This is a genomic window from Streptomyces mashuensis (genome assembly GCF_014654785.1).
GTDB lineage: Bacteria > Actinomycetota > Actinomycetes > Streptomycetales > Streptomycetaceae > Streptomyces > Streptomyces mashuensis.
In genome coordinates this window covers 1-22210 of record NZ_BNBD01000007.1, presented here as the reverse complement: position 1 = coordinate 22210, position 22210 = coordinate 1, and the positions used below count along the sequence as shown (strand labels likewise).

Sequence of the window (22210 nt, the reverse complement as noted above, 5' to 3'; positions counted from 1 at the left end):
CCCTTTCTTCCACGGGTACTTCCGTGGAGCTTCCGTCGAGCACGGTCATCGGAGGGCGCCGAGCAGCGGCGCGTAGTGGCCGCCGTCGGTGTGCGCCCAGGCGGTGAGCAGCCGGTACGGCTCCCAGTCCCGGAAGCCCTCCCGGCCGGGTTTGGCCCACTCCCGTTCCAGGCCCCACGTCTCCAGCTGGACGGCGTGACCGAGCAGCAGGTCGATGTCGGCGGGCGTCCGCAGGAACGGGCCGGCCAGGCCGGTCACGGCCTCCTGGAGCCGGCGGCGGCCCTTCGCGTCGCCCTCCGTCAGGGTCACGCCCGGCTCCACGGGCGCGAAGGCGATCTTCACGAGCTCGTTGAGGTCGAGGTGCACGGGCGCGAGGACCGCGAATTCGAAGTCGAGCAGGGAGACGACGCGGGAGCCGTCCCAGAGGGCGTTGACCGGGGAGAAGTCGCCGTGGTTCAGGACGCGCGCGGCGTCCGGGAGGGCGGCCCAGAACCGGTCCAGCAGGGTGCCCAGGCGGTCGTGTTCCGCCCGGGTGAGCACGCCTGCCGCGTGCAGGCGGGCCAGGCCGGCCGCGGCCTCGCCCGGGTGCTGCGCGTAGAAGGGGTTGCGGGGCCGGGCCAGCGGGGCCGCGGCGGCGGGGTCGGTGCCGTGGACCGCGCGGGCCCGGGCCCACAGCTGCCGTACGGCCTCGATGCGCCGGTCCCAGTCGAGCGAGGCCCAGGCGTCGTCCAGGTTCTCGGCGGGGATCTCGGCCGTCACCATCCACTCCCGGCCGCGGGTGGTGCCGCTGCCCAGCACCCGGGGGTAGCCGGCCTGCGGCGGCAGGACGGCGGCCAGCGCCGCCTCCCGCCGCAGGTCCGTCGCGCCCGGGGTGCCCGCGACGCGCACCACCACTCCCCCGCCGATCCAGGTGACGTTGGTCCGGCCGCCGGCGCGGCGGGCGTCGGCGAAGGCGGTCCCGAACCGCTGGAACACCTCGGCGGCGACGGCGCGCGTCTCCTCCTCGCGACGGCCGGCGTCCCCGCCGGCGGCCGGGGTCACGCGGCCCTCAGCCGCAGCGAGACGACCAGGCGCAGCGGGTCCGCCCCGCCGGGCAGCCGCAGCAGCGGCGGCACCTCGTGCCACATGCGCGGGCCGAGCAGGCGGGCGTCGCCGTCGCGGTCGTACAGGGGCTCCAGGTAGCCGCGGCGCAGGATGCGCATCGCGCCGACCGCGTCGTAGCAGAGCGGGAACTGGAGGTTGAAGCGGTCCAGGTCGGTGTCCTGCTCGGCGCCGTGCGGGCCGATGTAGTCGCCCTCCCGGTAGGCCAGCAGGAACACGCGCTCGTACCGCATGCTGCGGCCGGTGATGCGGTCCACGACCGGGATCAGCTCGGCGGCCATGCGCTCGGACCAGTCGGTCAGCCCGTGCTCGCGGAAGGCGGTGGTGACCCGCTCGGCGTGCTCGGGGGTGTCGGCCTTGGTGTCGATGCGCTGGAAGCGGAAGCCGTAGCCGAGGCCGTCGCCCTCGTCGCTGTGCTCCTGCGCGTCCTCCAGGGGCAGGTCGTTCAGCTTCTCGTAGAGCGAGAGGGCCACCGAGCGGAGTTCGGCGACCTCGGCGACCCGGGGTATCTGGGCGCACCGGTGGGCGGCGTAGTGGGCGCGGAGTCCCTCGATGTCGTGGTCCGGGACGTGGGCGGGGCGGAGCGATGCCAGCAGGGGGGCCGGTTGGGCGACCACGGACGTCTCCTTCACAGGGGTTGCGTACGGGCGGGAGGGTCAGGCGGTGCCCAGCACCATCAGGCGGCGGCTGCTGACGGTGAAGGGGCCGCCGTGCTCGTTCATGACCCGGGCCTCCGCGAACCCGGCGGTGCGGAACCACTCGAGGATCTCGGGGGCGGTGAACATGCGCACGCTGTAGCGGGCCCGGTCGACCTTGCCGTCCCGGATGGTGATCTTCTCGGCGTAGAGGCGGCTGGCCTCCGCGTCGAGCTCCTGGATGTCCACCGCCATGTCGTCACCGCGCCGCAGCACGTCGACGTGCATGTCGTGGTTGGCGAGGATGCTGGGGATGTGGCGGTACGGCGAGTGCATGTCGAGCAGGAACCGGCCGCCGGGGCGCAGCGCGCGGCGGTACCGGCGCAGGATGTCCCGGTCGGTCTCGTCGTCGAAATAGCCGAAGGAGCTGTACCAGGACACCGCGGCGTCGAATTCGCCGGCGAAATCCATCTCGCGCAGGTCGAGGTGGTGGTATTCCACGTCCACCCCCATCTGCGCGGCTTCTTCGCGGGCCATCGCGAGAAAGCGTTCGTCGCGGTCGGCGCCGACGACGCGAAATCCCCGCGAGGCGAGGATGTTCGCGTGCCGGCCGTGTCCGCAGGGGGCGTCGAGGAAGTCCATGCCCGGTTCGAAACCACCGAGCCGGACCATGGCCGACGCTTCTTCGGAACTCAGTTCCGGGGTGAGGTCGGGAAGGTCGAAGTAATCGTAGTCGTCGCCGAAAAGAAGGTCCCAGTCGACATGCGGCTGCCTCTCGTTCATGGCGCCAGGCTAGGGGTGTTCCCGCTTTTCCGGCAATGAATTCAAAGGTGGTTCAGCCGCCGTGCCAGGTGCGCCACAGGGCCGCGTAGGCGCCGTTCGCGGCGAGCAGGTCGGCGTGGCTGCCGAGCTCGCTGATGCGGCCGTTCTCGACCACGGCGATGCGGTCGGCGTCCTCCGCGGTGTGGAGCCGGTGCGCGATCGCGACGACGGTGCGGTCGCCCAGGACGGCCGCCAGCGCCCGTTCGGTGTGCCGGGCCGTCGACGGGTCCAGGAGCGCGGTCGCCTCGTCGAGGACGACGGTGCGTGGATCGGCCAGCACCAGGCGGGCCAGCGCCACTTGCTGCGCCTGGGCCGCGGTGAGGGCGTGCCCGGCCGAGCCGACGACGGTGTCGAGGCCGTCGGGCAGGTCGTCGGCCCACGTCCCGGCGCCGACCGCCGTCAGGGCGCGCCGCAGGTCCTCGTCGGCGGCGGGCCGGCCGAGGGTGACGTTCTCCCGGAGGGTGCCGCGGAAGACGTGGTGGTCCTGGGTGACGAGCGCGATGTGGGCGCGGAGTTCCTCGGTGCTGAGGTCGACCAGCCGGACGCCGCCGACGGCGACCGTGCCGGAGCGGGGCGCGTAGATGCCGGCGAGGAGTTTGCCGAGCGTGGACTTGCCGGACCCGGACGGCCCCACGACGGCCAGCCGTTCGCCGGGGGCGAGGTCGAGGTCGACGTCGTGCAGGACGTCGCGTCCGGGGAGGTAGGAGTGGGTGACCTTGCGGGCGGTGAGCTCCTCGCCGCGGGGTGTGGCGCCCGTGGGGCGCCGGTCGGCGGGCAGCTTGCCGATGCCGATCACGCGGGCCAGCGAGGCGGAGCCGATCTGGAGTTCGTCCATCCAGCTGAGGACCTCGTCCAGGGGGAAGATCAGCTGCCGTACGTAGAGGGTGGCCGCGACCACCTGGCCGAGGGTGGCGTGGCCGTTCGCGTGCAGCAGCCCGCCGACCGCCAGCGTCGCCACCACCGGCACCACGTAGCTGAACTCGACCAGCAGGTACCAGGAGCTGCGCAGCCACATGGCGTGCCGCTCGGCCTCGTAGGCCTCCCGCAGGTCGCTGTCCAGGACCCGCCGCCGGGCGGCCCGCAGGCCCAGCGCCTCGACGGTACGGGCGCCGGGCACCGTCTCGGCGAGGGTGTCGCCGAGGGCGACGTAACTCGCCCCGAGCCGGCGGTAGCTCGTGCCGGAGCGCCGCAGGTACCAGCGGGTGCCGGCCCACAGCATCGGGATGACGACGAAGCTCGGCAGCGCGGCGAGCGGCCCGTTGAGGAGGAGCGCGCCGAAGGTGAACAGGCAGGTGAGCACCGCGATCAGCGTCTCGGGGACCGCGTAGCGCACGGTGTTGGTCAGCGCGTCGGTGTCGCGGGACGCCCGGGTGACGAGGTCGCCGGGCTCGGCGTCCTCCACGGTCGACAGGGGCAGGCCGGCGACGCGGTCGACGAAGTCCTCGCGGATCTCGGCGGTCACCTTCTCGCCGAACCGGCAGGAGCGCTGGACCGCCCAGTAGGTCAGCGCGGCCTGCGCCACCAGGGACAGCAGCAGGCCGAGGCCGAGCCGGTCGATCACGGTGAGGGTGGTGCCGTGCACGACCTCGTCGATCAGCCGGCCGATCAGCCACGGGCCGATCAGGCCGCACACGGCGGCGAGCCCGTGCAGGACCAGCATCCAGGTGAGGTCCCCGGCGTGCCGCCGGGCCAGCGCCTTGCCGTGCCGGCGGACCTCCGCCGTGTCGGCCACGGGCAGTGTCGCCCTGCTCATTCGGCGCTCCCTCGGGTCGCCAGGGGGGTGGACGGTGCGTCGTCGGCCAGGGGTGGACCGGCCGGTGTCTCGCCGGTCTCGCGCTGGATGACCAGGCGGTAGTCCGGGCGGGAGGCCAGCAGGTCACGGTGCGGGCCGGTGGCCACGACGCGGCCGCCGGCCAGGAAGGCCACCTCGTCGGCCTGGTCCAGCAGCAGCGGGCTGGAGCTGACGAGGACGGTGGTGCGCCCGGCGCGCGCGGCCCGCAGCCGCCGGCCGATCTCCCGCTCGGTGTGGGCGTCGACCGCCGACGTGGGGTCGACGACGACGAGCACCTCGGGGTCGGCCAGGACGGCGCGGGCCAGGACGAGGCGTTGCCGCTGGCCGCCGGAGAAGCGGTGGCCGTCCGCACTGATCACCGTGTCCGTGCCGGCGGGCAGGGCCTCGACGATGTCCTCGGCCATGGCCGCGTGGAGGGCTGCGGCGACGGCCGCGTCGCCGGCGGTGCCGTGCGGGTCCAGGGTGGCCCGCAGCGGCCCCCGGAACAGGCGGGAGCGGTTGTCGACCACGAGGACGCGCCGCCGGAACTCGTCGGGCGGCACGCTGGTGAGCGGCCGGCCGGCGTAGGTGACCGGGTCGCCGGTGTAGCCGCCGAGGCGGTCGGCGAGCCGGACGCCGTCGGTGGACGGCGCGACGACGACGAGGAAGGTGCCCGGCGTCACGGTCAGCCCCGACCGCTCGTCGACGAGTTCCCCCGGCCCGGCGGGCAGCGGCCCAGCCTGTTCCTCCTGCTGGTTCTCCGGCTCCAGGCGGAGCACGGTGACCGCGCGGCGGGCGGCGACGTGGGCGCGGGCGAACCGGTCCGCGGTCTCCGTCATGATGCCCAGCGGCTCCACGAGGAACGCCGCGTAGGCGTAGAAGGCGACCAGCTCGCCGGGGGTCACCGAGCCGTCGAGCGCCGCGCGGGCGCCGATCCAGGTGACCACGCCGACCAGGAGGCCCGGCAGCAGCACCTTGGCGCTCCGGATCAGCGCCTCGGCACTGGCGACGCGGGTGCCCGCGGCCCGTACCTGCTGGGAGCGCTCGCGGTACGAGCGGGCGAAGAACGCCTCTCCCCCGACGCCCCGCAGCACCCGCAGGCCCGCGACCACGTCGGTGAGGCGGGAGGTGAGCTCGCCCTGGAGGTCGCGGTAGTCGTCCTGGCGCCGGTGCAGCGGGCGCAGGGTGTAGCCGAGGGTGAGGAGGATGGCCGGCAGCGCCACGAGCAGCAGCAGGCCCAGGGAGGGCGACTGGCCGAGCAGGACGACGGCCACCAGCACCAGCGACACCAGGGCGCCGACCGCCCGGCCCACGATGTCGAAGGCGCTGCCGATGGCGCGCAGGTCCGAGGTGCCGATGCTGACCAGTTCCCCGGAGTCCACGCGCCGTTCGAGGGAGGCGCCGAGCCGGTTGGCGTGCCCGACGACGAGCTGGACGGTGCGGAAGCCGGCGGACAGCGAGTTGTACAGGTTGAGCCGCCGGCGGGCCGTGCCGGCCACCGCCTGCACCACGCCGAGCCCCAGCAGCACGGCCGACCACAGGCCGACGACACCCATGTCGCCGGCCATCAGACCGTCGTCGATGGCCTCCCGGACGACCACCGGCACCAGGGCCTGCGAACCCAGCCAGAGCAGGCCGAAGAATGCCGCGGTGCCCAGCGGCCCGGGGATTCGGCCCGCCAGCCAGACCAAATAACGCGTGGCCGAACGAATATCGGGAGCACCGGGATCGGCGACGGGTAACGGGCGCATTGCGCGAGGTTATCCAGCATGCCGGTCCGGACGTCAACTTCCCTGTCCCGGGGCGGCATCGGGCGTTCGACTGCCGACGCTCGGCAGTCGAACGCGGCCTTCGTTGCCACCCCGATCACCCTCCCATAGCCTCGTCGCTCCGTGACAAGTCACTGCGAATCAGGGAATCGCCCATGCTGTTAGTCGACACCGCGCTGCGCCGGCGCGAGGAGAGCGGCCGCCCCATTCGCGTCGGAATGATAGGCGCCGGGTTCATGGGCCGCGGACTGGTCAATCACATCGTCAACGCCGTCCCCGGCATGCGGGTGGCCGCGATCGCGAACAGGACCGTGCCCAACGCCGAGCGCGCCTACCGCGAGGCGGGCGTCGAGCCGGTCCGCGCGGGGACGGCGGAACGGATCGGGGCGGCCGTGGCGGCCGGCACGCCCGTGGTGACCGAGGACGCGTTCGCCCTGATCGCCGCCGAGGGGATCGACTGCGTGGTCGACGTGACCGGCGCGGTGGAGTTCGGCGCCAGGATCACCGTCGCCGCGATCGAGCGCGGCCTGCCCATCGTGACAATGAACGCCGAACTCGACGGCACCGTCGGACCGTTGCTGGCCCACCGCGCCCGCGAGGCCGGTGTCGTGCTCACCGCCGCCGACGGCGACCAGCCCGGCGTCCAGGGCAACCTCGTGCGGTTCGTACGGAGCGTGGGGGTGACGCCCCTGGTGGCGGGCAACGTCAAGGGGTTCCACAGCCTGTACCGCACGCCCACCACACAGCAGGTCTTCGCCGACCGCTGGGGCCAGAACGTCAACATGATCACGAGCTTCACGGACGGCACGAAGGTCTCCTTCGAACAGGCCATCGTGGCCAACGCCTTCGGGCTCACCGTGCCGCAGCGCGGCATGTACGGGCGCGACCACACCGGGCACGTCGACGAGCTGACCGGGATGTACGACGTCGACGAGCTGCGCGAGCAGGGCGGCATCGTCGACTACGTCGTCGGCGCCAAGCCGGGGCCCGGTGTCTACGTGCTGGGCACCCACGACGACCCCCGGCAGCGGAGCTACCTGGAGCTCTACAAGCTGGGCAAGGGCCCGCTGTACAGCTTCTACGTGCCCTACCACCTCTGCCACTTCGAGGTGCCGAACACCATCGCCCGCGTCGTCGACTTCGGCGACGCCACCCTGACCCCGCCCGCCGGGCCGCGGGTCGACGTGGTCGCCACCGCCAAACGGGACCTGCCCGCCGGGACGGTGCTCGACGGCATCGGCGGCTACGACCTCTACGGCGTCGCCGAGGCCCACCCGGTGACGCGCGCCGAGCGGCTCCTGCCCATCGGCGTCTCCGAGGGCTGCGTGCTCCGCCGCGACGTCCCCCGGGACGCCGTCGTGACGTACGACGACGTGACGCTGCCGGCGGGCCGGCTCGTCGACGCGCTCCGCGAGGAGCAGGACAAGCTGTTCGCCGTCTGACGGAGGCGCGCCGTGGATCTGGATGAGGACTTCCTTCTGGCCGAACGTCTCGTCGGCCTCGCCGATTCTCTCGCCCTGACCTATTTCGGGGCCCCGAATCCCGTGCGGGACAAGACCGACGGCAGCCCCGTCAGCGAGGCCGACCTCGCCGTGGAGCACGCCATGCTCGACCTGCTGCGCCGGGAGCGGCCCGGTGACGCCGTGCTGTCCGAGGAGACGGGCGGGCGCGGGTCCTCCGGGCGCCGGTGGATCATCGACCCGATCGACGGGACGGTCCCGTTCCTCGCCGGCGGACGCGGCTGGGGCACGCACGTCGCCCTGGAGGTCGACGGCGAACTGGAGATCGGCGCGGTGAGCCGCCCCACGGAGAACACCGTGTACTGGGCGCGCAGGGGGCGGGGCGCGTACGTACGGGCCCACGGCCGGGAGCGCCGGCTGCGGATCGGCGGCGACGACGGGCCCGGTCCCGGGCTGGGTCTCGGCGCCGCGCGCGTCAGTGGTTTCCTCTTCCCCGAGTCGCCGGTGCGGCCGCACGTCGAGGCGCTGCCCGGGTGGACCGAGTGGCAGGTCAGCGCGATCGGGGATCTCGTCGAGGGGCGGGTGGACGCCGTGGCCGACGAGGGCGGCAAGGTCTGGGACCGGGCGCCCGCCGTCCTGCTGGTGCTGGAGGCGGGCGGCCGGGTCGACGACCTGAGCGGCGGCCGGCGGCTGGACGCGCCGTGGTTGCTGTACTCGGCTCCGTCGCTGGGCGCGGAGCTCACCGCTTTCGTACGGCAGCGGCTGTGAACGCTCAGCCGAGCACGGCCTGCCAGCGGGGGTCGGTGGTGTCGATGCCCGACGCGGCGAGCTTGCCGGTGAGTTCCTTGCGCAGCCGGGGCAGGTCGGCGCCGGACTGCCGGAGGTTCGCGGCGAGCCGCTTGCGGCGCGTCCGGTAGGACTCCGGGGCGTCCGGCCGGTTGGTGAAGTCCTCCAGCAGCAGGGCGTCGATGTGCGCGGACCACGGCAGTTCGTCGATGCCGGCGGCGATCTCGCTGGGCCGCAGCCGGTGCCAGTAGGAGATGCCGCCCGCGTGCACCAGCTGCGGGGCGAAGACCTTGGTGCCGGGGACATGGTGGAAGTGCGCGATGCGCCGGCCCGCGGCGAGCGCCATGAGCTGGTAGAACATCAGCCCGTCGAAGACGGTGCGGATCACGTCGTGCCCGTTCTGCGTGTGGTGGTACCGCTCGTGGCTGCGGACCTCGCGGCCGTCGTCGAGCACGTCCAGCAGTCCGCCCTGCGGGAACGGCAGCCGGTGCGCCTCCATGGCCATGACCTTGGCCAGGGCCGCCTCGTGGTGCGGCTCGATGAGGCGCACCATGGCGCCGTCGATCTCCTTCTCGGGGCCCGGCGGGATGTAGGCGTAGGCGGCGGGCGAGACGGGACCGCCGATGGCGTGCTCGATGCCGGCGCGGGCCGCCGGGTCGATGGCCATGAGGGGCGGGGCGGCCAGGGGGATGGGCCCGTAGGTGAAGGGCCCGCTGACGGCGACGCCCGGCTCCAGTCCGTCCATGCAGTGGCGGAACCAGTCGGCGTCCATGACGAAGCAGTCGACGTCGACGATGCCGAAGGGCCGGTCGAGGTTGCGCATCAGGAATTCGAAGATCTCGTGGCTGCCGACCCGTTCGGCGATGTCGAAGGAGCGCGGGCCGTTGTCCACGGCACCGGTCATGGCGTCGCGGACGGCCATTTCCTCCGGGGTCAGGGCGCTCGTGAGGAAGACGCACTCGATCTGCGGGGGGACGAAGCGCAGGAAGTGCTGTACGGCGTGCAGTAATCCGGTGGAGTAGAAGGAGAACCACAGGGGCCGGTCGTCGGGGAGGCCGGACAGGAATTCCTGGAACCGCTCGTCGAGGGAGGTCAGGGCCTCGGTGTCGCTCGTCTGCGAAGTCATCCTCATGGCGGGAAGGCTATGAATGCGGGTGCCGGTCGTCAAAGGGACCGCACACGGAAAAGGGGTGGTGCGGCGGACAGCGTCCGCCGCACCACCCCATTCCCTTTTCGGGGGTGTCAGAGAATGTCCCAGTACTCCCCGAGCAGGAACGGCATGCCGAACGACACCGACTTCTTGTCGTTGGGCCGGTAGCTGGTCCGCGGGAGGGTGCGGAAGTCCATGCTCACCCGGCTGATGGCGGTGTCGTTGACGACGTTGCCGTGCCAGGAGTTGGCACCGTCGAAGACGATGACCTCGCCGTACTCGGCGTGCACCGGCTCCTCGTCGATCCACACCGTGTTGTTGCCGTAGGCGCGGGTGAACGGCACCCAGTAGTTGAGCTCGGCGCTGTCGTGCCCGAAGTCGCTGTCGCGGTGCCAGTCGCCGACGGCGAGGGAGTTGCGGAGGTGGACCCGGAAGGTCGGCACCCGCTGGATGTAGAGGTCGTCCGCGGACGGCCCCAGCAGGCTCCGGGCCAGCTTGCGGTAGATGGGCGAGACGACGTGGAAGTTGTCGTAGAACCGCTTGTGGTGGTCCGTGGCCTGGTCGGTCTCCCGCGTGGCCGGCCGGTCGCTGGCCGCCAGGCCCTCCAGGTCCTCGACGCCGATCGCCTCGCGCACGTAGTCGGCGATCGGGATCTCCTTGACGTCGTACGTGAGCCGGGTGTACTTCGCCGCTGCCATGTCGCTCCTCACACCACCATGCGGCCGCGCAGCCGCTTGCACCGCCGGTACCAGCCGTCCACGACCTTGTCGACCGCCGGGTCGCCGGTCTCCCCGTCGCTCACCTCGTGGGCCCTGCCCGCGAGGCGCAGCGCGAGCCGCTGGGCCGCGAGCCGGGCGGGGATCGTGGGCGTCGCCAGGTCCTCCAGGTGGTTCCCCAGCCGCTCCAGCGGGCTGAGGTCGAAGAACTGGCGCTGCCACCGGAGTTCGTTGCGCCGCCAGTCGCGGAGGCCGTTGAAGCCGCGCCCGTCGTTGTGGTGCATGACGTCCTGGAGGTCCTGGACGACGACGCGCCTGCCGCCGGCGCGCACCATGGTGGCGAGGATGACGCCGAGCCCTTCGAAGCCGCCGTAGCGGCCCGGGGGGAAGCGCACGTTCTCGATGACCCAGCGGTTCACGGCGATGATGCAGTCGTCCACGGCGTGCACCTCGTACCGGTCGCTGCCGTAGTCGTGCACCTTGTCGTAGTCGGTGACCCGGCCGCGCCGGGTGTCCCGCTCGTTCCACCAGGCGAGCGAGACGGTGTCGGAGCCGCCGACCGAGCCGAGCATGGCGATGGACTCGTCCTCGAACGCCGGGCCCACCACGTCGACGGGGTTCTTGCGCAGTTCGATGTCGTCGTGGAGCAGTACGAGACCGGTGACGTCGGAGTTGGCGGCGGCCTGGTCGAAAATGGCGTTGTAGGCGTCGAACATGGATGTCTGGCCGCGCATGGTGAAAATGGGGCTGCCCGGCGTTCGGACGCGCTCGATGCCCGGACGGCAGATGCGGTCGAAAAGGCCGGTCGGTCCGACGCAGACGCCGTAACCTATCACGTGGGACGAACCTCCTGTCGGGTGCGGGAAGAACGGCCGGGAAGCAGTGACGGCCGGCTCAGGACCCGCCCGGAAATCAGCGGAAACGGTCCGGGTAATTCTGCGGTGAATCGTCTTTTCTCGCGAGCGTCCGCGTTATGCGTACAACGCATGCCGTACAAAAACGCGGCGGGGCGGGGACCGGAAATGATCTCCGGTCCCCGCCCTGCGCGTGTTCAACTGCCTAGGTTCCGCGGTCGAACACGGACCCGGCGCCCCGTCAGCGCCCTTCGAGTGCCTCGGCGACCGCGGTCTGCGAGGGGGCGAGCGCCGTGGCCCCGTCCTCGATGTCCCAGAGGGAGTTCTGCAGCAGCCGGCCCAGGGTCCAGCCCTTCGCACGGGCGCGGTCCAGGCCGAGGGTGTCGGTGAGCAGGTCGAAGCGGCGGCGCACCACACGCAGGGGCTCGCCCGAGGCTGCCACGGTCTCCCAGCGGCTGTCCAGGGCGGGCCACAGGTCGAAGCCGGGGTCGCCGGCGAGGGGTTCGGGGTCGATGGCGAGCCAGGGCTCGCGCTCGGCGGAGAGGACGTTGTCGTAGTGGAGGTCCCAGTGCAGCATCCGGTCCCCCGCCTCGCCGGCGAGTTCGGCCACCGCCGACGCCCAGGAGCGCAGCAGCCGCTGGTCGGCCGGGTCGGTCAGCGCGGTGACGGCGGTGGGCACCTGTTCCAGCATCTCGTGGGCGACGTCGCCGAGCCGGCGCAGCTCGGCGGGCGCCTGAACGGCGGTGAGGCGTGCCAGCAGGCCGGCGAGGACGCCCATCGCGGTGTCGTCGTCCTCGACGGCGGCCAGCGTGCGGGCCCCGTCCAGCCGTTCCAGCAGCATGGCGCTGCTGTCCGGGTCGTGGTCGAGGAGCCGTACGACACCGTCGCCGTTCCAGACGCGCAGTCCGGTCAGCGCGGCGGTGGTCTCCTCCCGGGGCATCTGGAGCTTCAGCACCGCGGGCGTCCCGTCCGGCCGCCGCACGGGCACCACCAGCGACGCCTCCCCGTGCCGCACGCCGCCGTCCGGCACGAGGCCCCAGCGTTCCAGCAGCCCGGCGGCCAGCAGGGGCAGACCGGCGACCCACTCCTTCCCCTCCTCACCGCTGTTCCGGATGCAGGCCTCGACGAAGGCCGGGGGTACCTCGACGCGCAGGGGTGTGCTCATGGCGGGACATCCTTCACGGGACAGGGGGTGTGGGCAGCAACCTAACGGGCTCCTGGTGCAGGGCTGGACGATTTCGGACACCGGTGCGCGCCCCGGTCCGCTTCCCGGGCCGCTTCGATCTTCTGCCAGGACGCCGGCTCCGCGGGCTTCCCGGCCGCCGGGGCGGTGGGGGACGGGGGTGCCGCCGGGCGGGCCGGGGTGAAGAGCCAGGTGGCGAAGAGGTCGTGCAGGGGCCGGCCGGAGACGCGTTCCGTGAGGCGGACGAAGTCCTGGACCGTGCCGTTGCCGTGCCGGCGTTCCGTCTGCCACTGGCGGAGCACGGTGAAGAAGGCGGTGTCGCCGAGGCGTTCGCGCAGGGCCTGGAGGGCCATGGCGCCGCGCTGGTAGACGGCGGGGTGGAACTGGTTCTCCGCGCCCGGGTCACCGGGCGGGACCGTCCAGAACGGGTCGTCGGCGGGGTGCTTGGCGTAGGCGTGGGCGGCGAGTTCCCGGGCCGTGCCCGTGCCCTCCTTCTCCGACCACAGCCACTGCGCGTAGGTGGCGAAGCCCTCGCTCAGCCAGATGTCGCGCCAGTTCTCCACCGAGACGCTGTTGCCGAACCACTGGTGCGCCAGCTCGTGCACGACCACGTCGACGAAGGGGCCGTCGGCGAACATGGCCGGTGCGTAGAACGGCCTGGTCTGTGTCTCCAGGGCGCCGTACCCGTCGGCATCCGGCACGAAGCCGCCGGCGGCCTCGAAGGGGTAGGGGCCGAAGAGGGAGCTCTCCCAGTCGATGATCTCGGCGGTGCGTCCCACGCTGGCGGTCGCCGCGGCCCGGCGGTCGCCCAGTCCCTTGCCGTACGCGGTGACGACGGGTATCCCGCCCGCCGTCGTACCGGTGGTGAGGTCGAACCGGCCGATGCCGAGCGTGGTCAGGTAGGGGGCCTGGGGGCGGGCCGAGCGCCAGTGGTAGCGGGTGCGGCCGCCTTCGGTGCGTTGGGAGACGAGGAGGCCGTTGCCGACCACCTGGAGCCCGGCCGGCACGGAGACGGACACGTCGTACGTGGCCTTGTCGCGCGGGTGGTCGTTGACCGGGTACCACCAGGGTGCGGACGAGGGCTCGTCGGCCACCACGGCGCCGTCGGCGGTGCGGTGCCACGCGGACGGCCGGCCGTCCTTCGCCTCGGAAGGTGTCCCGCCGTACGTGACGGCGACGGTGAAGGTCCGTCCGGCGGCCGGCGGGACGGCGGGCGTCACCTCCAGTTTGCGGGTGCCCCCGGTGCCGGTCCGGGTGAAGGCCGCCTTCCTGCCGTCGACGCGTACCTCCTGTGCGTCGAGCAGGAAGTCCAGGGTGAAGCGGGGCAGTCGTTGCGTGCTGCGGGCGGTGAGGACCGCGGTGCCGTCCAGCCGGTCGTCCTCCGGCCGGTACGTCAGCCGGAGGTCGTAGTGGGAGACGTCGTATCCCGGGTTTCCCGCGTCCGGGTAGTACGGGTCACCGATACCGGAAGTGCCGGTTCCGGGCCCCGTGGCGGAGGCCGGGGCGGCGGTCCCCAGGCAGGCGGCGACGGTGAGGGCGACGGCGGATCTGACGGCTGAGCTGCGGAGCACGGTGCGTTTCCCCTTTCACGCGAGTGCCCCGAGTCCAGCCGCGCGCCCCCGGGACGTCGAGGGGTTTCCCTCGCCCCTCCGCCATGAGGAAACAGGGAAACCCTGGCCCTGGGCCCCGGCCGGGGGGTGGACTGGAGGGGCCGGGTCCGGATCGGTCCCGGCAGGGCGCGGCGGTGCTACGGGCGCGGGGGTCTCGTGGCACCGCCGCCCCGCCCACCGGCCTCCCTACGTCCCCGGCCAGGGGCGGGCCAGGCGGGCCGCGCACTCCAGCATCAGGGCGTGCACGAACGCCTGCGGCAGATTGCCGCGCATCTGCCGCTGGGCGACGTCGTACTCCTCCGAGTACAGTCCGGCCGGCCCGCAGGCCGCGCGGTTGCGTTCGAACCAGCGGAACGCGGCCACCTCGTGCCCCTGCTGGTGCTCGGCGAGCGCGGTGACGAACCCGCACAGCAGGAAGGCGCCCTCGGCCGCCTCCAGCGGCTGGTCGCCGTGGCGGAACCGGTAGGCGAAGTGGTCCTCGGTGAGCTCGTCGACGTAGGCGCGCAGCGTGGCCCGGGTCCGCGGGTCGTCGGCGGGGACGGCGCCGCGGAGGGGCGGCAGCAGCAGGGCGCCGTCCAGGCCGGGGTCGTCGGGCGACCGCTGCCAGCGGCCGGACGGGTGCAGGCAGCGGGCGGCGGTGTCCGCCACCAGCCGGTCGGCCAGCGCCGTCCACTCGGCCGACCGCCCGCCGGGCGCCCCGGCGGCGGCGACGCTCCGCAGTCCCGCCGCGCACGCCAGCCTGCTGTGCGCCCACAGCCGCGGCGGGAGCTCCCACACGCCGGCGTCCGGCTGGTCGCGGCGCCGGGCGACGGCGCCCGCGGCGATGTCGGCCGCCCGCCAGCCGTCGGCGTCCAGCCGCCCGTGGCGTGCGGCGGCGCCCAGCAGGAGCAGGGACTCCCCGAACACGTCGAGCTGGAACTGCCCGCTGACCTTGTTGCCGACGCGGTCGAAGCCCCCGGGGTAGCCGGGCAGGTCGAGCTCGCGCTCCTCGGGGACGGTCCGCCCGTCCACGGTGTAGGCGGGGGCCATCCGGGGGCCGTCCTCGTGCAGCCGGGCGGTGACGAACCGCACCGCGTCGTCCAGCAGCGCCGTGTCCCCGGCGGCGGCGACCGCCTGGCCCGCGTAGCACTGGTCGCGGATCCACACGTACCGGTAGTCGTAGTTGCGGCCCTCCTCGGCCCGCTCGGGCAGGCTCGTGGTGGCCGACGCCACCATGCCGCCCGCCGTGCCCGTCAGCCCGCGCAGGACGGTGTACGCGCGGCGGGCGTCGATGCGTGCGACCGTGTCGCCGAGCGGTGGCACCGCCGCGTGCCACGCCTCCTCCGTGGCCCGCCACGCCGCGTCGGGCCGCGGGGGCTCCCCGGTCAGGGACCGGTCGCCGATCTCCAGGACCAGGTCGTGGCAGGCACCGGCCTCGACCGTCAGCTCCATCTCCAGCCGCCGCCCGCCGGGCCCCGCCGGCCGCGGCTCGGCGGCACAGCCGGACCAGCGCACCGACAGGTCACCGGCGCGCCCCGTCCACACCCCGTCGGCCTCGCGGGACACCTGACGGAGCGGCCGGCGGCCGAACCCGGCGCAGGGCTCCAGCACGACGGACACCCGGGCGGCGTTCCGGGGCGGCGCCAGGATCCGCCGCAGGAGCACGGCGCGGTGCGGGTCGCCGGGAAAGGCCAGCGCCTCGCGGCACTCGACGATGCCGTCGTCGGTGACCCAGCGGCTGCGCCAGATGAGCGTCCCGTCCTCGTAGTACCCGCCCCACACGCAGCGCCCCACGGGCGTCACGACGTACATGCCCGCGCCGCCGACCAGCGTCGAGAACACCGCGTCCGAGTCCCACCGCGGCACGCACATCCACGCGTACTCGCCCCGGGGCCCCACGATGACGCCCCGCTCCCCGTCGGCCAGCAGGGCGTACTGCCGCAACGGCTGGGGCGCGAAGGCCCCGCCGTCCTGCGCCGTACGGGATGAGGTCCTGGTCACCGGAGAGATCAGTAACCGCGGGTGGCGCCGGGCAAACCGGGTCCGCCCGGCCCGCACCCGGCGCGGGCCGGGCGGAGTGACGCCGCCTGGCCCCAAGTCGCCCTTCCCCCGCGCATGCGGCCCCTGTAGGCATGGGCTGACCGTCCACCGCTCCGTCCACCGTCCGGAAGGGGACCCATGCGTACGCCCGCCCCCCGCACGACGCCCGACGTCACCAGGACACCCACTGCCGCACCGCCCGCCCGGCCGCCCGGCGTGCCCTCGCCGGCCGCCCTGCTGCTCGGCCTCCAGCGCAGGGCGGGGAACGCGGCGACGGCCCGCATGCTGCGCCCGGCCGGCCGGCGCCCGGGAGTGCAGGACGTCCTGCGCGGACCGGGCCGGCCGTTGCCCGTGCCGCTGCGGGAGGAGATGGAGGCGCGGCTGGGCGCCGACTTCTCCGGCGTGCGCCTGCACACGGACGCGGCGGCGCGGGGATCGGCGGAGGAGCTCGGTGCCCGCGCGTACACCGCCGGGCAGCACATCGTCGTCGGTGCCGGCGGGGCGGACCGGCACACCCTCGCCCACGAGCTGATCCACGTGATGCAGCAGCGGTCCGGGCCCGTGGCCGGCACGGACCGGGGCGACGGCACACGGGTCAGCGACCCCGGGGACCGCTTCGAGCGCGCCGCGGAGTCCGGGGCCCGCAGCGCCCTGTCGGGGCGGGTACCGCCCGGGGCGGTGCCCGCCCCGGCCGCCGCCGGGAGCACGCGAGGCGGTCCGGTCGTCCAGCGGATGAAGTTCTACCGTGGCCTGTCCGAGGCGGACGCCGATGCCCTCGTTGCGCGGAGGGGCGCCGCGGGGCGTGGGCAGGCACCGCCCGAGCAACGGCCGGAGCACACCGGGCGGCTGGAGCCCACAGGGGGCGGCGAGTTCGGCAAGGGGGTGTACTTCTGGGAGGAGGACCGGGAGGCGGCGCTGCTGAGCGCGCTCCAGTACCAGGCCCAGTTCCGGAACTGGGCGGTCGTCGCGTACGACGTCCCCGACGAGCTGCTCCGGCAGAAGGCGGCCGAGGCCCGCGCCGGCGGCCAGGACTGGGTCAGCTTCCCGGACGACGCCGACACCAGGCCGTCCGAGTACGTCCCCATGCGGACCGACGAGCCGCGCCCGTACGAGAACTTCACCGAGGAGCAGATCGCGGCGGGGCGGCATCCCCATCCCCTCATCGAGCATCCGGTGGCCGGCGGGGCGTGGGGGAGGAAGAAGGACGGCACGCCGGTCACGGCGGTGGCCATGAACGTCCAGTGGTTCCGCCAGGCCAACAGCGATCCCGAGCGGCGCGGGCTGCCGGGGATGCCGCCGGACGGGATCGAGTGGACGAAGTACCCGTTCGTCGCGGGCATGTCCGTGGCGGACTACTCGAAGAACGGCCCCCGGCAGGCCCGCTTCCTGGGGGCGGGCATCGACCTGCTGAACCACGGCGAAGGCGTCACGATCACCAAGGTGCTGCGCGGAAAGCAGGCCACGCAGAACGACGTGTCCTGGCTCCGCAGGCTGACGATGGACGACCGTCCGGCCGTGGAGAAGGAGGCCAGGCGCAGGAAGCTCCTCTCCTGACCCCCGCACCACGCGTTCCCGCAGGTCCGGACCAAAGTCCGGGCCGGGCGGGCCCGGTGAATTCCCGCCATCGGGCCACCTCTCCCCCGGCAGAAAAACGGTTCTTGAAAGACTTCAGGCCAAGGCATTGCACGACGACGGCAGAGCCCGTGCGCCCTTGACAGCCGTGCATGCGCCCGGAGCCGCCGGCACGGAATGCGGAACAGCGGAAACCGCATAGCCGCGTTTGCAGCTGAGACGTCACGCACGGGCAAGCCTTCCGGCCGGCTGTCCGGATGCCGTGGCCACGGCATCCGGGTGGCCGGTTCGACCGGGTGTGTGCGGCTGTGCGGGCGGCATAGTCTCGTCCAGCCGAACGCCGCCCCCCGCGCGGGCCGCCGGTTCCTGCCCGTCTCCCCGATCGTGCGCTGCCGCGCGGGCCCGGCCGTTCACGTGCCGCACCCATCACCGGATTCGAGGGGGAAGCCGCAGTGACGGAAATCCAGGAATATCCCATCGGGAATTACCGGCCCCACTCGCTGGCCCAGGGGAACAGGAACTACCTCTGGGTGACCACGGACGACAAGGCGATCATCCGCGTCCACCCCGGCGCTCCCGGCCAGCAGCAGACGGTGAACCACTCGATGATCCCCCAGCTCACCGCCGGCATCATCAAGGACCCCGACGGGCTGCAGAAGGTCTGGTTCGCGGCTCCGGCCCCGCCGGAGAGGCAGGACCCGATCGTGATCATGGAGACCACGGGGAACAACGCCGTCACCTTCTACCCGCTGGAGGACGACGCCAAGGCCGAGAGCATCAAACTGCGGACCACCAACACGGGCACACCGACCACACCGGTCTACGAGTACAGCCTGCTGTTCGCGGAACCCGTGCACAAATACGTCGGCATCCTCACCCCGTCCACCGGCCTCATCGACCGCATGCAGGTCACCCAGAACACGTGGCTCTGGGACGTGGCCGTCACCACGGCCGCCGACGGCAGGACCCACACCTACTGGGCCACGGGGCAGAGCCGGACCACGAGCCCGGTGCGGACGGAGAACGGCCTCTACCGCCGCCGCCACGGAGAGATGACCTGGGAGTCGATCGGGGTCCTCCGGCCCGGCCAGAGGCCGTTCTACGTCATCGCGGACACCACCGCGGTGTGGCTGACCGCCACCAGCCCCAACCAGGTGATCCGCTTCGACCTCGGCTCCGGGACCACGCGCACGGTCGACCTGGGCACCGCCGTCCCGCAGCAGCTGGCGTTCACGGCGACGGGCGAGCTGTGGGTGGCCTCCAGCGAGGGGCTGCACGAGTTCGACAAGAACCTGACCGGCAGCGGAGGGCTGGTGCGCCTCCCCAACGGCGGCGGCGCCAAGGGCCTCTGCGTCGCGGCGGACGGCAAGCTCTGGTACACGAACCCCAGCAAGAAGACCGTGGGCAGCTACACCGTCCCGCCGCCGCCGTTCGGCTCGGCCTCGCTCATGGGCCGGACCCAGATCGTGTCGCAGAGCGAGTCCGAGGTCCACATGAAGGACCACGTCGAGCAGCCGCTGGTCGCCGAGTACGTGGCCAACGGCCGGCCCATCCCCAACATCCCCCTCACCTGCCGGATCGACGCCGAGGGCGCGGCCTTCGAGGACGGCACCCGGGAACGCGTGATCCTCACCGACCAGCGCGGGCGGGTCGCCCTGCCGGCCGTGGTCGCGGGCGACGTCCAGGAGGAGGCGGTCCTCAGCGTCGGCCTCGGCGACACCGAGCCGCACGCCGCCGCGACCCTGACCATCACGCCGGCCTGAAGGAGAACCAGCATGCCGTCCGCAGCGTCGCACATCACCCCCGAGAGCGACTCCAACACGTTCCCCATCGACGCCGCCGCCACCGACCTGGTCTGGCGGGGTGACGACCAGAACCTGTGGTTCGTCACCACCAAGGGCATCATCGGCTTCTTCGAGCCCCGCGACCCCTGGGGCAACACCGTCTTCGGCCAGGGATCCGGCCTCAGCGGCAGCGCCACCTCCCTCGTCGCCTGGCCCGGCCACGGCGTCTGGACGTTCGTCACCGGGCAGGACGGGGCCGCCTTCGTCAAGTGCACCGACGGCGGCCAGTACCAGGCGTACCCCCTGAACGGGATCACGGACTGCCAGGCCCTCGCCCTCGGCAAGGGCCGGGACGGCCGCCGCCGCCTCGTCGCCCCCCTGATCAGCTGGAACCAGCTGGCGATCGTCGACGCCGGGGGTGGTGTCCAGTACTCGCAGATGTACCCCGGCGGCCTGTACGGCATCGGCATCGCAGCCGAGGCACCCACCCGCTACTGGCTGACGTCCCCCGGCACCAAGGCGCTGGTCGCCTTCGACGCGACCAACGGCAGCTTCGGGCCGGCCGTCACCCTGGGCGTCACGCCCCAGCACGTGGCGGTCTCCCCGGCGGGCGACGTGGTCTGGGTGTCGACCACCGAGAAGAAGATCGTGAAGTACCTCGTCGCGGACAACACGCACTCGCTCGTCGACACGCCCCACCCGGCGGGCCACATGCTGGCGACGGCGGACGGCACGCTCTGGTTCGCCGCCCCGGCCGGGAACGTGATCGGCTACGTCCTGCCCGGCGCGACGCGGGCCGCCACGATCCCCACCGGCGCGGGCTCGCACCCCTCCGGGCTCGCCGTCGCCGGGGACGGCAGGCTGTGGATCGCCCTCGCCGGGCAGAAGGCCCTGCAACGCGTCTCGCGCCACCGGCTCGCCGTGGTCTCCGGCGACGGGCAGACGACGCACGCGGGTCACCGCTTCGCCGAGCCGTTCGTGGTCAAGGCGACGCAGCTGGACGGCACACCGGTGGGCGGGCAGAAGGTCGAGTTCTCCGTCGAGGAGGGCGCGGGCGTCTTCGAGAACGGCGAGCCGACCGAGGTGAAAGAGACCGGCACCGCGGGCGACGGGCTCGGCGTGGCGACGAGTTCGCTGCTCAAGCCGCTCAGGGAAGGCCCGTGCCCCGTCACGGCCCGCTGGCAGGAGACGGACGCGGTCGCCGCCTTCACCCGGCTCGTCGTCACCCCCGAGCCCGAGGCCGCCGACCGCGTCCGCTACGTCTCCGGCGCCGGGCAGACCGTGCCCGCGGGCAAGTCCTTCGAGCACCCCATGCGGGTCGTCGTGGAGGACGTCCACGGCAACGCCGTCGAGGGGGCCAGGGTCACCTTCAAGGTCCGCGGCGAGAACATGGCGATCTTCCCCGGCGGCGTGGACACCGCCGAGGTGACCAGCGGCAGCGACGGCTCGGCCGACTCCCCCGTCCTGACGGCCGGTGACAAACCCGGCGGGTTCCCGGTCGAGGCGTGGGCCGACGGCACGTCGGTGGGCCTGCTCTTCCACCAGAACATCCACTGACCGCCACGCCCCGGACACGACGACACGAACGTCCGGCCCGGCCCCCGCGCACACCGCGGGGGCCGGGACCGGCACACCTCACGGAGGACACCGCCCCACCATGCCCGACAACGCAACGCCGCTGCGCACCGAGTTCGACTTCGAGCTTCCCCACGGCTACGTGGACGACGCGGGCACCGTGCACCGCCGCGGTTCCATGCGGCTCGCCACCGCCCGCGACGAGCTGGCCCCACTGATCGACCAGCGCGTCCGCGAGAACCCCGCCTACCTGGGAGTCGTCCTCCTCAGCCTGGTCATCACCCGGCTGGGCACCGTCACCGACATCCACGCGGGCGTGGTGGAACGCCTCTTCGCCCAGGACCTCGCCCACCTCCAGGACCTCTACCGGCGCATCAACGGCCTCGACTCCGGCCACAGCGCCGTGTCCTGCCCCTCCTGCGGCACGAGCTTCGCCGTGCCCGGACCGGAGACGGGCAGCCGCCTGGGGGAAGCATGACGCACCCGGCGCACCGGCTCCGCGAGGAGACCGCGTACATCGCCTACCACTTCCACTGGGCGTACGAGGACATCCTCACCCTGCCGCACGAGGAACGGCGCGCCTGGGTGCGTGAGATCGCCAGGATCAACAGCACACGGGCGGGGGGACGGTGAGCCGGATGTGGCGGCGCCGCCGGTACGCCCCCGCCGCTTCGGCCCCGGCCCCGCGGGCGGAGTGGCGCCAGGTGCCGCCCGAGGGGCTGGTGCGTCTGCCGTGGCCGGCGTCGAGCGGCCTGGCGGCCTTCCGGCACGACCTGGCGGCCTGGCGCCCGGCACCGCTCGCCACGGCGGCGGGCCGGCTGGTGCCGCGGGCAGTGCCGCGCGTACTGGGGGCGACGCGCGTGGCGCCCGTGACGTACGAGGAAGCCGGCCCGCCGCCGGCGCCCACCGGCGGGCGGGACGGCGGGGACGGGGGCGACACGCCGCCCGGCTTCCTGCGCCGGCTCGGTTCCCGGGCCCGCAAGGGTCACACGAGGCGTCGCGTCCGCGTCCGCTCCACGGCCGGCACCGACGTTCCCACGAGGGAACGGGGACGCGCCGCCTCGGCCGGAGCCGGCCTCCCGGAAGCCCAGCGGGGCGTGGCGGTCGCCCCGCCGACGCCGGCACACGCTGCCGCACACCACCTTCCGTACGGCCCGGCGCCGTCCGGGGCGCCACCGGCCCGTACGGCGACCGGCCCCTCGACGGACCCGGCCCCCGGCACGCCGCGCCGCTCCCCCGGCCGGCGCGAGCCGAACGGCGGGCCCACGGCGCACGGCCCGGCCCGGCGCAACGCCAACACGCCGACGGGCCCCGACCGGAAGGCGGCGGACACCCCACAGCCCCCGGTGCACGGCCTCCTCGGCCGACCCGCGCCGCACAGCGGGCCCACAGTGCACAGCCCG

18 protein-coding genes and 1 pseudogene are annotated in these 22210 nt (G+C 73.4%); 8 read left to right on the top strand and 11 right to left on the bottom strand.

The genetic code is table 11. The features are described 5' to 3' along the window. Positions 1-45 precede the first annotated feature (45 nt). Genes IE305_RS18405 through IE305_RS18385 form a run of 5 tightly spaced genes read right to left on the bottom strand, consistent with a single transcriptional unit; the run spans position 46 to position 6080 of the window. Positions 46-1041 (bottom strand): phosphotransferase family protein, encoded by a 996-nt coding sequence (locus IE305_RS18405; protein ID WP_190130737.1) that lies wholly within the window; start codon positions 1039-1041, stop codon positions 46-48. Beyond that, complete coding sequence (locus IE305_RS18400) at positions 1038-1718, bottom strand: StsF protein (protein ID WP_190130736.1); 681 nt, start codon at positions 1716-1718, stop codon at positions 1038-1040. The genes IE305_RS18405 and IE305_RS18400 overlap by 4 nt, the downstream gene beginning before the upstream one ends. Positions 1719-1757: 39 nt before the next feature. Beyond that, the gene (locus IE305_RS18395; protein ID WP_190130735.1) at positions 1758-2519 is read right to left on the bottom strand and encodes an SAM-dependent methyltransferase; all 762 of its coding nucleotides are present in this window, start codon (positions 2517-2519) and stop codon (positions 1758-1760) included. 52 nt (positions 2520-2571) lie between these two features. Beyond that, on the bottom strand, positions 2572-4311 hold the full coding sequence (locus IE305_RS18390; protein WP_190130734.1) for an ABC transporter ATP-binding protein: 1740 nt from the start codon (positions 4309-4311) through the stop codon (positions 2572-2574). Beyond that, the gene (locus tag IE305_RS18385; protein WP_190130733.1) at positions 4308-6080 is read right to left on the bottom strand and encodes an ABC transporter transmembrane domain-containing protein; all 1773 of its coding nucleotides are present in this window, start codon (positions 6078-6080) and stop codon (positions 4308-4310) included. Before IE305_RS18385 ends, IE305_RS18390 begins: the two co-directional genes overlap by 4 nt. A 173-nt stretch (positions 6081-6253) precedes the next feature. Here IE305_RS18385 and IE305_RS18380 point away from each other — a divergent pair, with 173 nt between their 5' ends. Then, a complete protein-coding gene (locus IE305_RS18380; protein ID WP_190130732.1) occupies positions 6254-7540 on the top strand; it encodes an NAD(P)H-dependent oxidoreductase in 1287 nt (428 codons plus the stop codon). Between the two features lie 12 nt (positions 7541-7552). Beyond that, complete coding sequence (locus tag IE305_RS18375) at positions 7553-8326, top strand: inositol monophosphatase family protein (RefSeq protein WP_190130731.1); 774 nt, start codon at positions 7553-7555, stop codon at positions 8324-8326. Positions 8327-8330: 4 nt separating this feature from the next. Here IE305_RS18375 and IE305_RS18370 read toward each other — a convergent pair whose 3' ends face one another. The 6 genes from IE305_RS18370 to IE305_RS18345 all read right to left on the bottom strand — a co-directional run bounded on the left by IE305_RS18370 (position 8331) and on the right by IE305_RS18345 (position 15837). After that, positions 8331-9476: a dTDP-dihydrostreptose--streptidine-6-phosphate dihydrostreptosyltransferase gene (locus IE305_RS18370; protein WP_190130730.1), complete on the bottom strand. Its 1146-nt coding sequence runs from the start codon at positions 9474-9476 to the stop codon at positions 8331-8333. A 110-nt stretch (positions 9477-9586) separates the two neighbouring features. Continuing rightward, positions 9587-10192: a streptomycin biosynthesis protein StrG gene (locus IE305_RS18365; RefSeq protein ID WP_190130729.1), complete on the bottom strand. Its 606-nt coding sequence runs from the start codon at positions 10190-10192 to the stop codon at positions 9587-9589. A gap of 8 nt (positions 10193-10200) precedes the next feature. Beyond that, positions 10201-10944, bottom strand: coding sequence for a glycosyltransferase family protein (locus IE305_RS18360; RefSeq protein ID WP_229891159.1), 744 nt, complete (start codon positions 10942-10944; stop codon positions 10201-10203). Between the two features lie 361 nt (positions 10945-11305). Then, positions 11306-12229: an aminoglycoside phosphotransferase family protein gene (locus IE305_RS18355; protein ID WP_190130727.1), complete on the bottom strand. Its 924-nt coding sequence runs from the start codon at positions 12227-12229 to the stop codon at positions 11306-11308. Positions 12230-12270: 41 nt separating this feature from the next. Then, the gene (locus IE305_RS18350) at positions 12271-13818 is read right to left on the bottom strand and encodes a M1 family metallopeptidase (protein WP_190130726.1); all 1548 of its coding nucleotides are present in this window, start codon (positions 13816-13818) and stop codon (positions 12271-12273) included. A gap of 225 nt (positions 13819-14043) precedes the next feature. Continuing rightward, on the bottom strand, positions 14044-15837 hold the full coding sequence (locus IE305_RS18345; protein WP_229891157.1) for a glycoside hydrolase family 15 protein: 1794 nt from the start codon (positions 15835-15837) through the stop codon (positions 14044-14046). 177 nt (positions 15838-16014) lie between these two features. On the opposite strand from IE305_RS18345, the gene IE305_RS18340 reads away from it, so the two are divergent. The 6 genes and pseudogenes from IE305_RS18340 to IE305_RS18315 all read left to right on the top strand — a co-directional run. Continuing rightward, positions 16015-17430 carry an eCIS core domain-containing protein gene (locus tag IE305_RS18340; protein ID WP_190130725.1) on the top strand — a complete coding sequence of 472 codons (1416 nt, stop codon included), beginning with the start codon at positions 16015-16017 and terminating at the stop codon, positions 17428-17430. Between the two features lie 548 nt (positions 17431-17978). After that, positions 17979-19211, top strand: a complete 1233-nt coding sequence (locus tag IE305_RS18335; protein ID WP_190130724.1) for an NHL repeat-containing protein — start codon at positions 17979-17981, stop codon at positions 19209-19211. Positions 19212-19223: 12 nt separating this feature from the next. After that, positions 19224-20789 carry an NHL repeat-containing protein gene (locus tag IE305_RS18330; protein ID WP_190130723.1) on the top strand — a complete coding sequence of 522 codons (1566 nt, stop codon included), beginning with the start codon at positions 19224-19226 and terminating at the stop codon, positions 20787-20789. A 100-nt stretch (positions 20790-20889) separates the two neighbouring features. After that, the gene (locus IE305_RS18325) at positions 20890-21285 is read left to right on the top strand and encodes a hypothetical protein (RefSeq protein WP_229891155.1); all 396 of its coding nucleotides are present in this window, start codon (positions 20890-20892) and stop codon (positions 21283-21285) included. After that, positions 21282-21440 (top strand): DUF6760 family protein, encoded by a 159-nt coding sequence (locus IE305_RS18320; protein ID WP_190130722.1) that lies wholly within the window; start codon positions 21282-21284, stop codon positions 21438-21440. The genes IE305_RS18325 and IE305_RS18320 overlap by 4 nt, the downstream gene beginning before the upstream one ends. Further along, positions 21437-22210: pseudogene (locus IE305_RS18315) on the top strand (hypothetical protein); the annotation flags it as partial. The gene IE305_RS18320 and the pseudogene IE305_RS18315, both read left to right, overlap by 4 nt.

What these genes read in the sequence shown, in the direction of transcription:
- IE305_RS18395 (WP_190130735.1), bottom strand. Translation starts at nt 2,519, where the DNA reads ATGAACGAGAGGCAGCCGCATGTCGACTGGGACCTTCTTTTCGGCGAC.
- IE305_RS18365 (WP_190130729.1), bottom strand. Translation starts at nt 10,192, where the DNA reads ATGGCAGCGGCGAAGTACACCCGGCTCACGTACGACGTCAAGGAGATC.
- IE305_RS18340 (WP_190130725.1), top strand. Translation starts at nt 16,015, where the DNA reads ATGCGTACGCCCGCCCCCCGCACGACGCCCGACGTCACCAGGACACCC.
- IE305_RS18320 (WP_190130722.1), top strand. Translation starts at nt 21,282, where the DNA reads ATGACGCACCCGGCGCACCGGCTCCGCGAGGAGACCGCGTACATCGCC.
- IE305_RS18380 (WP_190130732.1), top strand. Translation starts at nt 6,254, where the DNA reads ATGCTGTTAGTCGACACCGCGCTGCGCCGGCGCGAGGAGAGCGGCCGC.
- IE305_RS18370 (WP_190130730.1), bottom strand. Translation starts at nt 9,476, where the DNA reads ATGAGGATGACTTCGCAGACGAGCGACACCGAGGCCCTGACCTCCCTC.
- IE305_RS18385 (WP_190130733.1), bottom strand. Translation starts at nt 6,080, where the DNA reads ATGCGCCCGTTACCCGTCGCCGATCCCGGTGCTCCCGATATTCGTTCG.
- IE305_RS18325 (WP_229891155.1), top strand. Translation starts at nt 20,890, where the DNA reads ATGCCCGACAACGCAACGCCGCTGCGCACCGAGTTCGACTTCGAGCTT.
- IE305_RS18330 (WP_190130723.1), top strand. Translation starts at nt 19,224, where the DNA reads ATGCCGTCCGCAGCGTCGCACATCACCCCCGAGAGCGACTCCAACACG.
- IE305_RS18390 (WP_190130734.1), bottom strand. Translation starts at nt 4,311, where the DNA reads ATGAGCAGGGCGACACTGCCCGTGGCCGACACGGCGGAGGTCCGCCGG.
- IE305_RS18360 (WP_229891159.1), bottom strand. Translation starts at nt 10,944, where the DNA reads ATGCGCGGCCAGACATCCATGTTCGACGCCTACAACGCCATTTTCGAC.
- IE305_RS18355 (WP_190130727.1), bottom strand. Translation starts at nt 12,229, where the DNA reads ATGAGCACACCCCTGCGCGTCGAGGTACCCCCGGCCTTCGTCGAGGCC.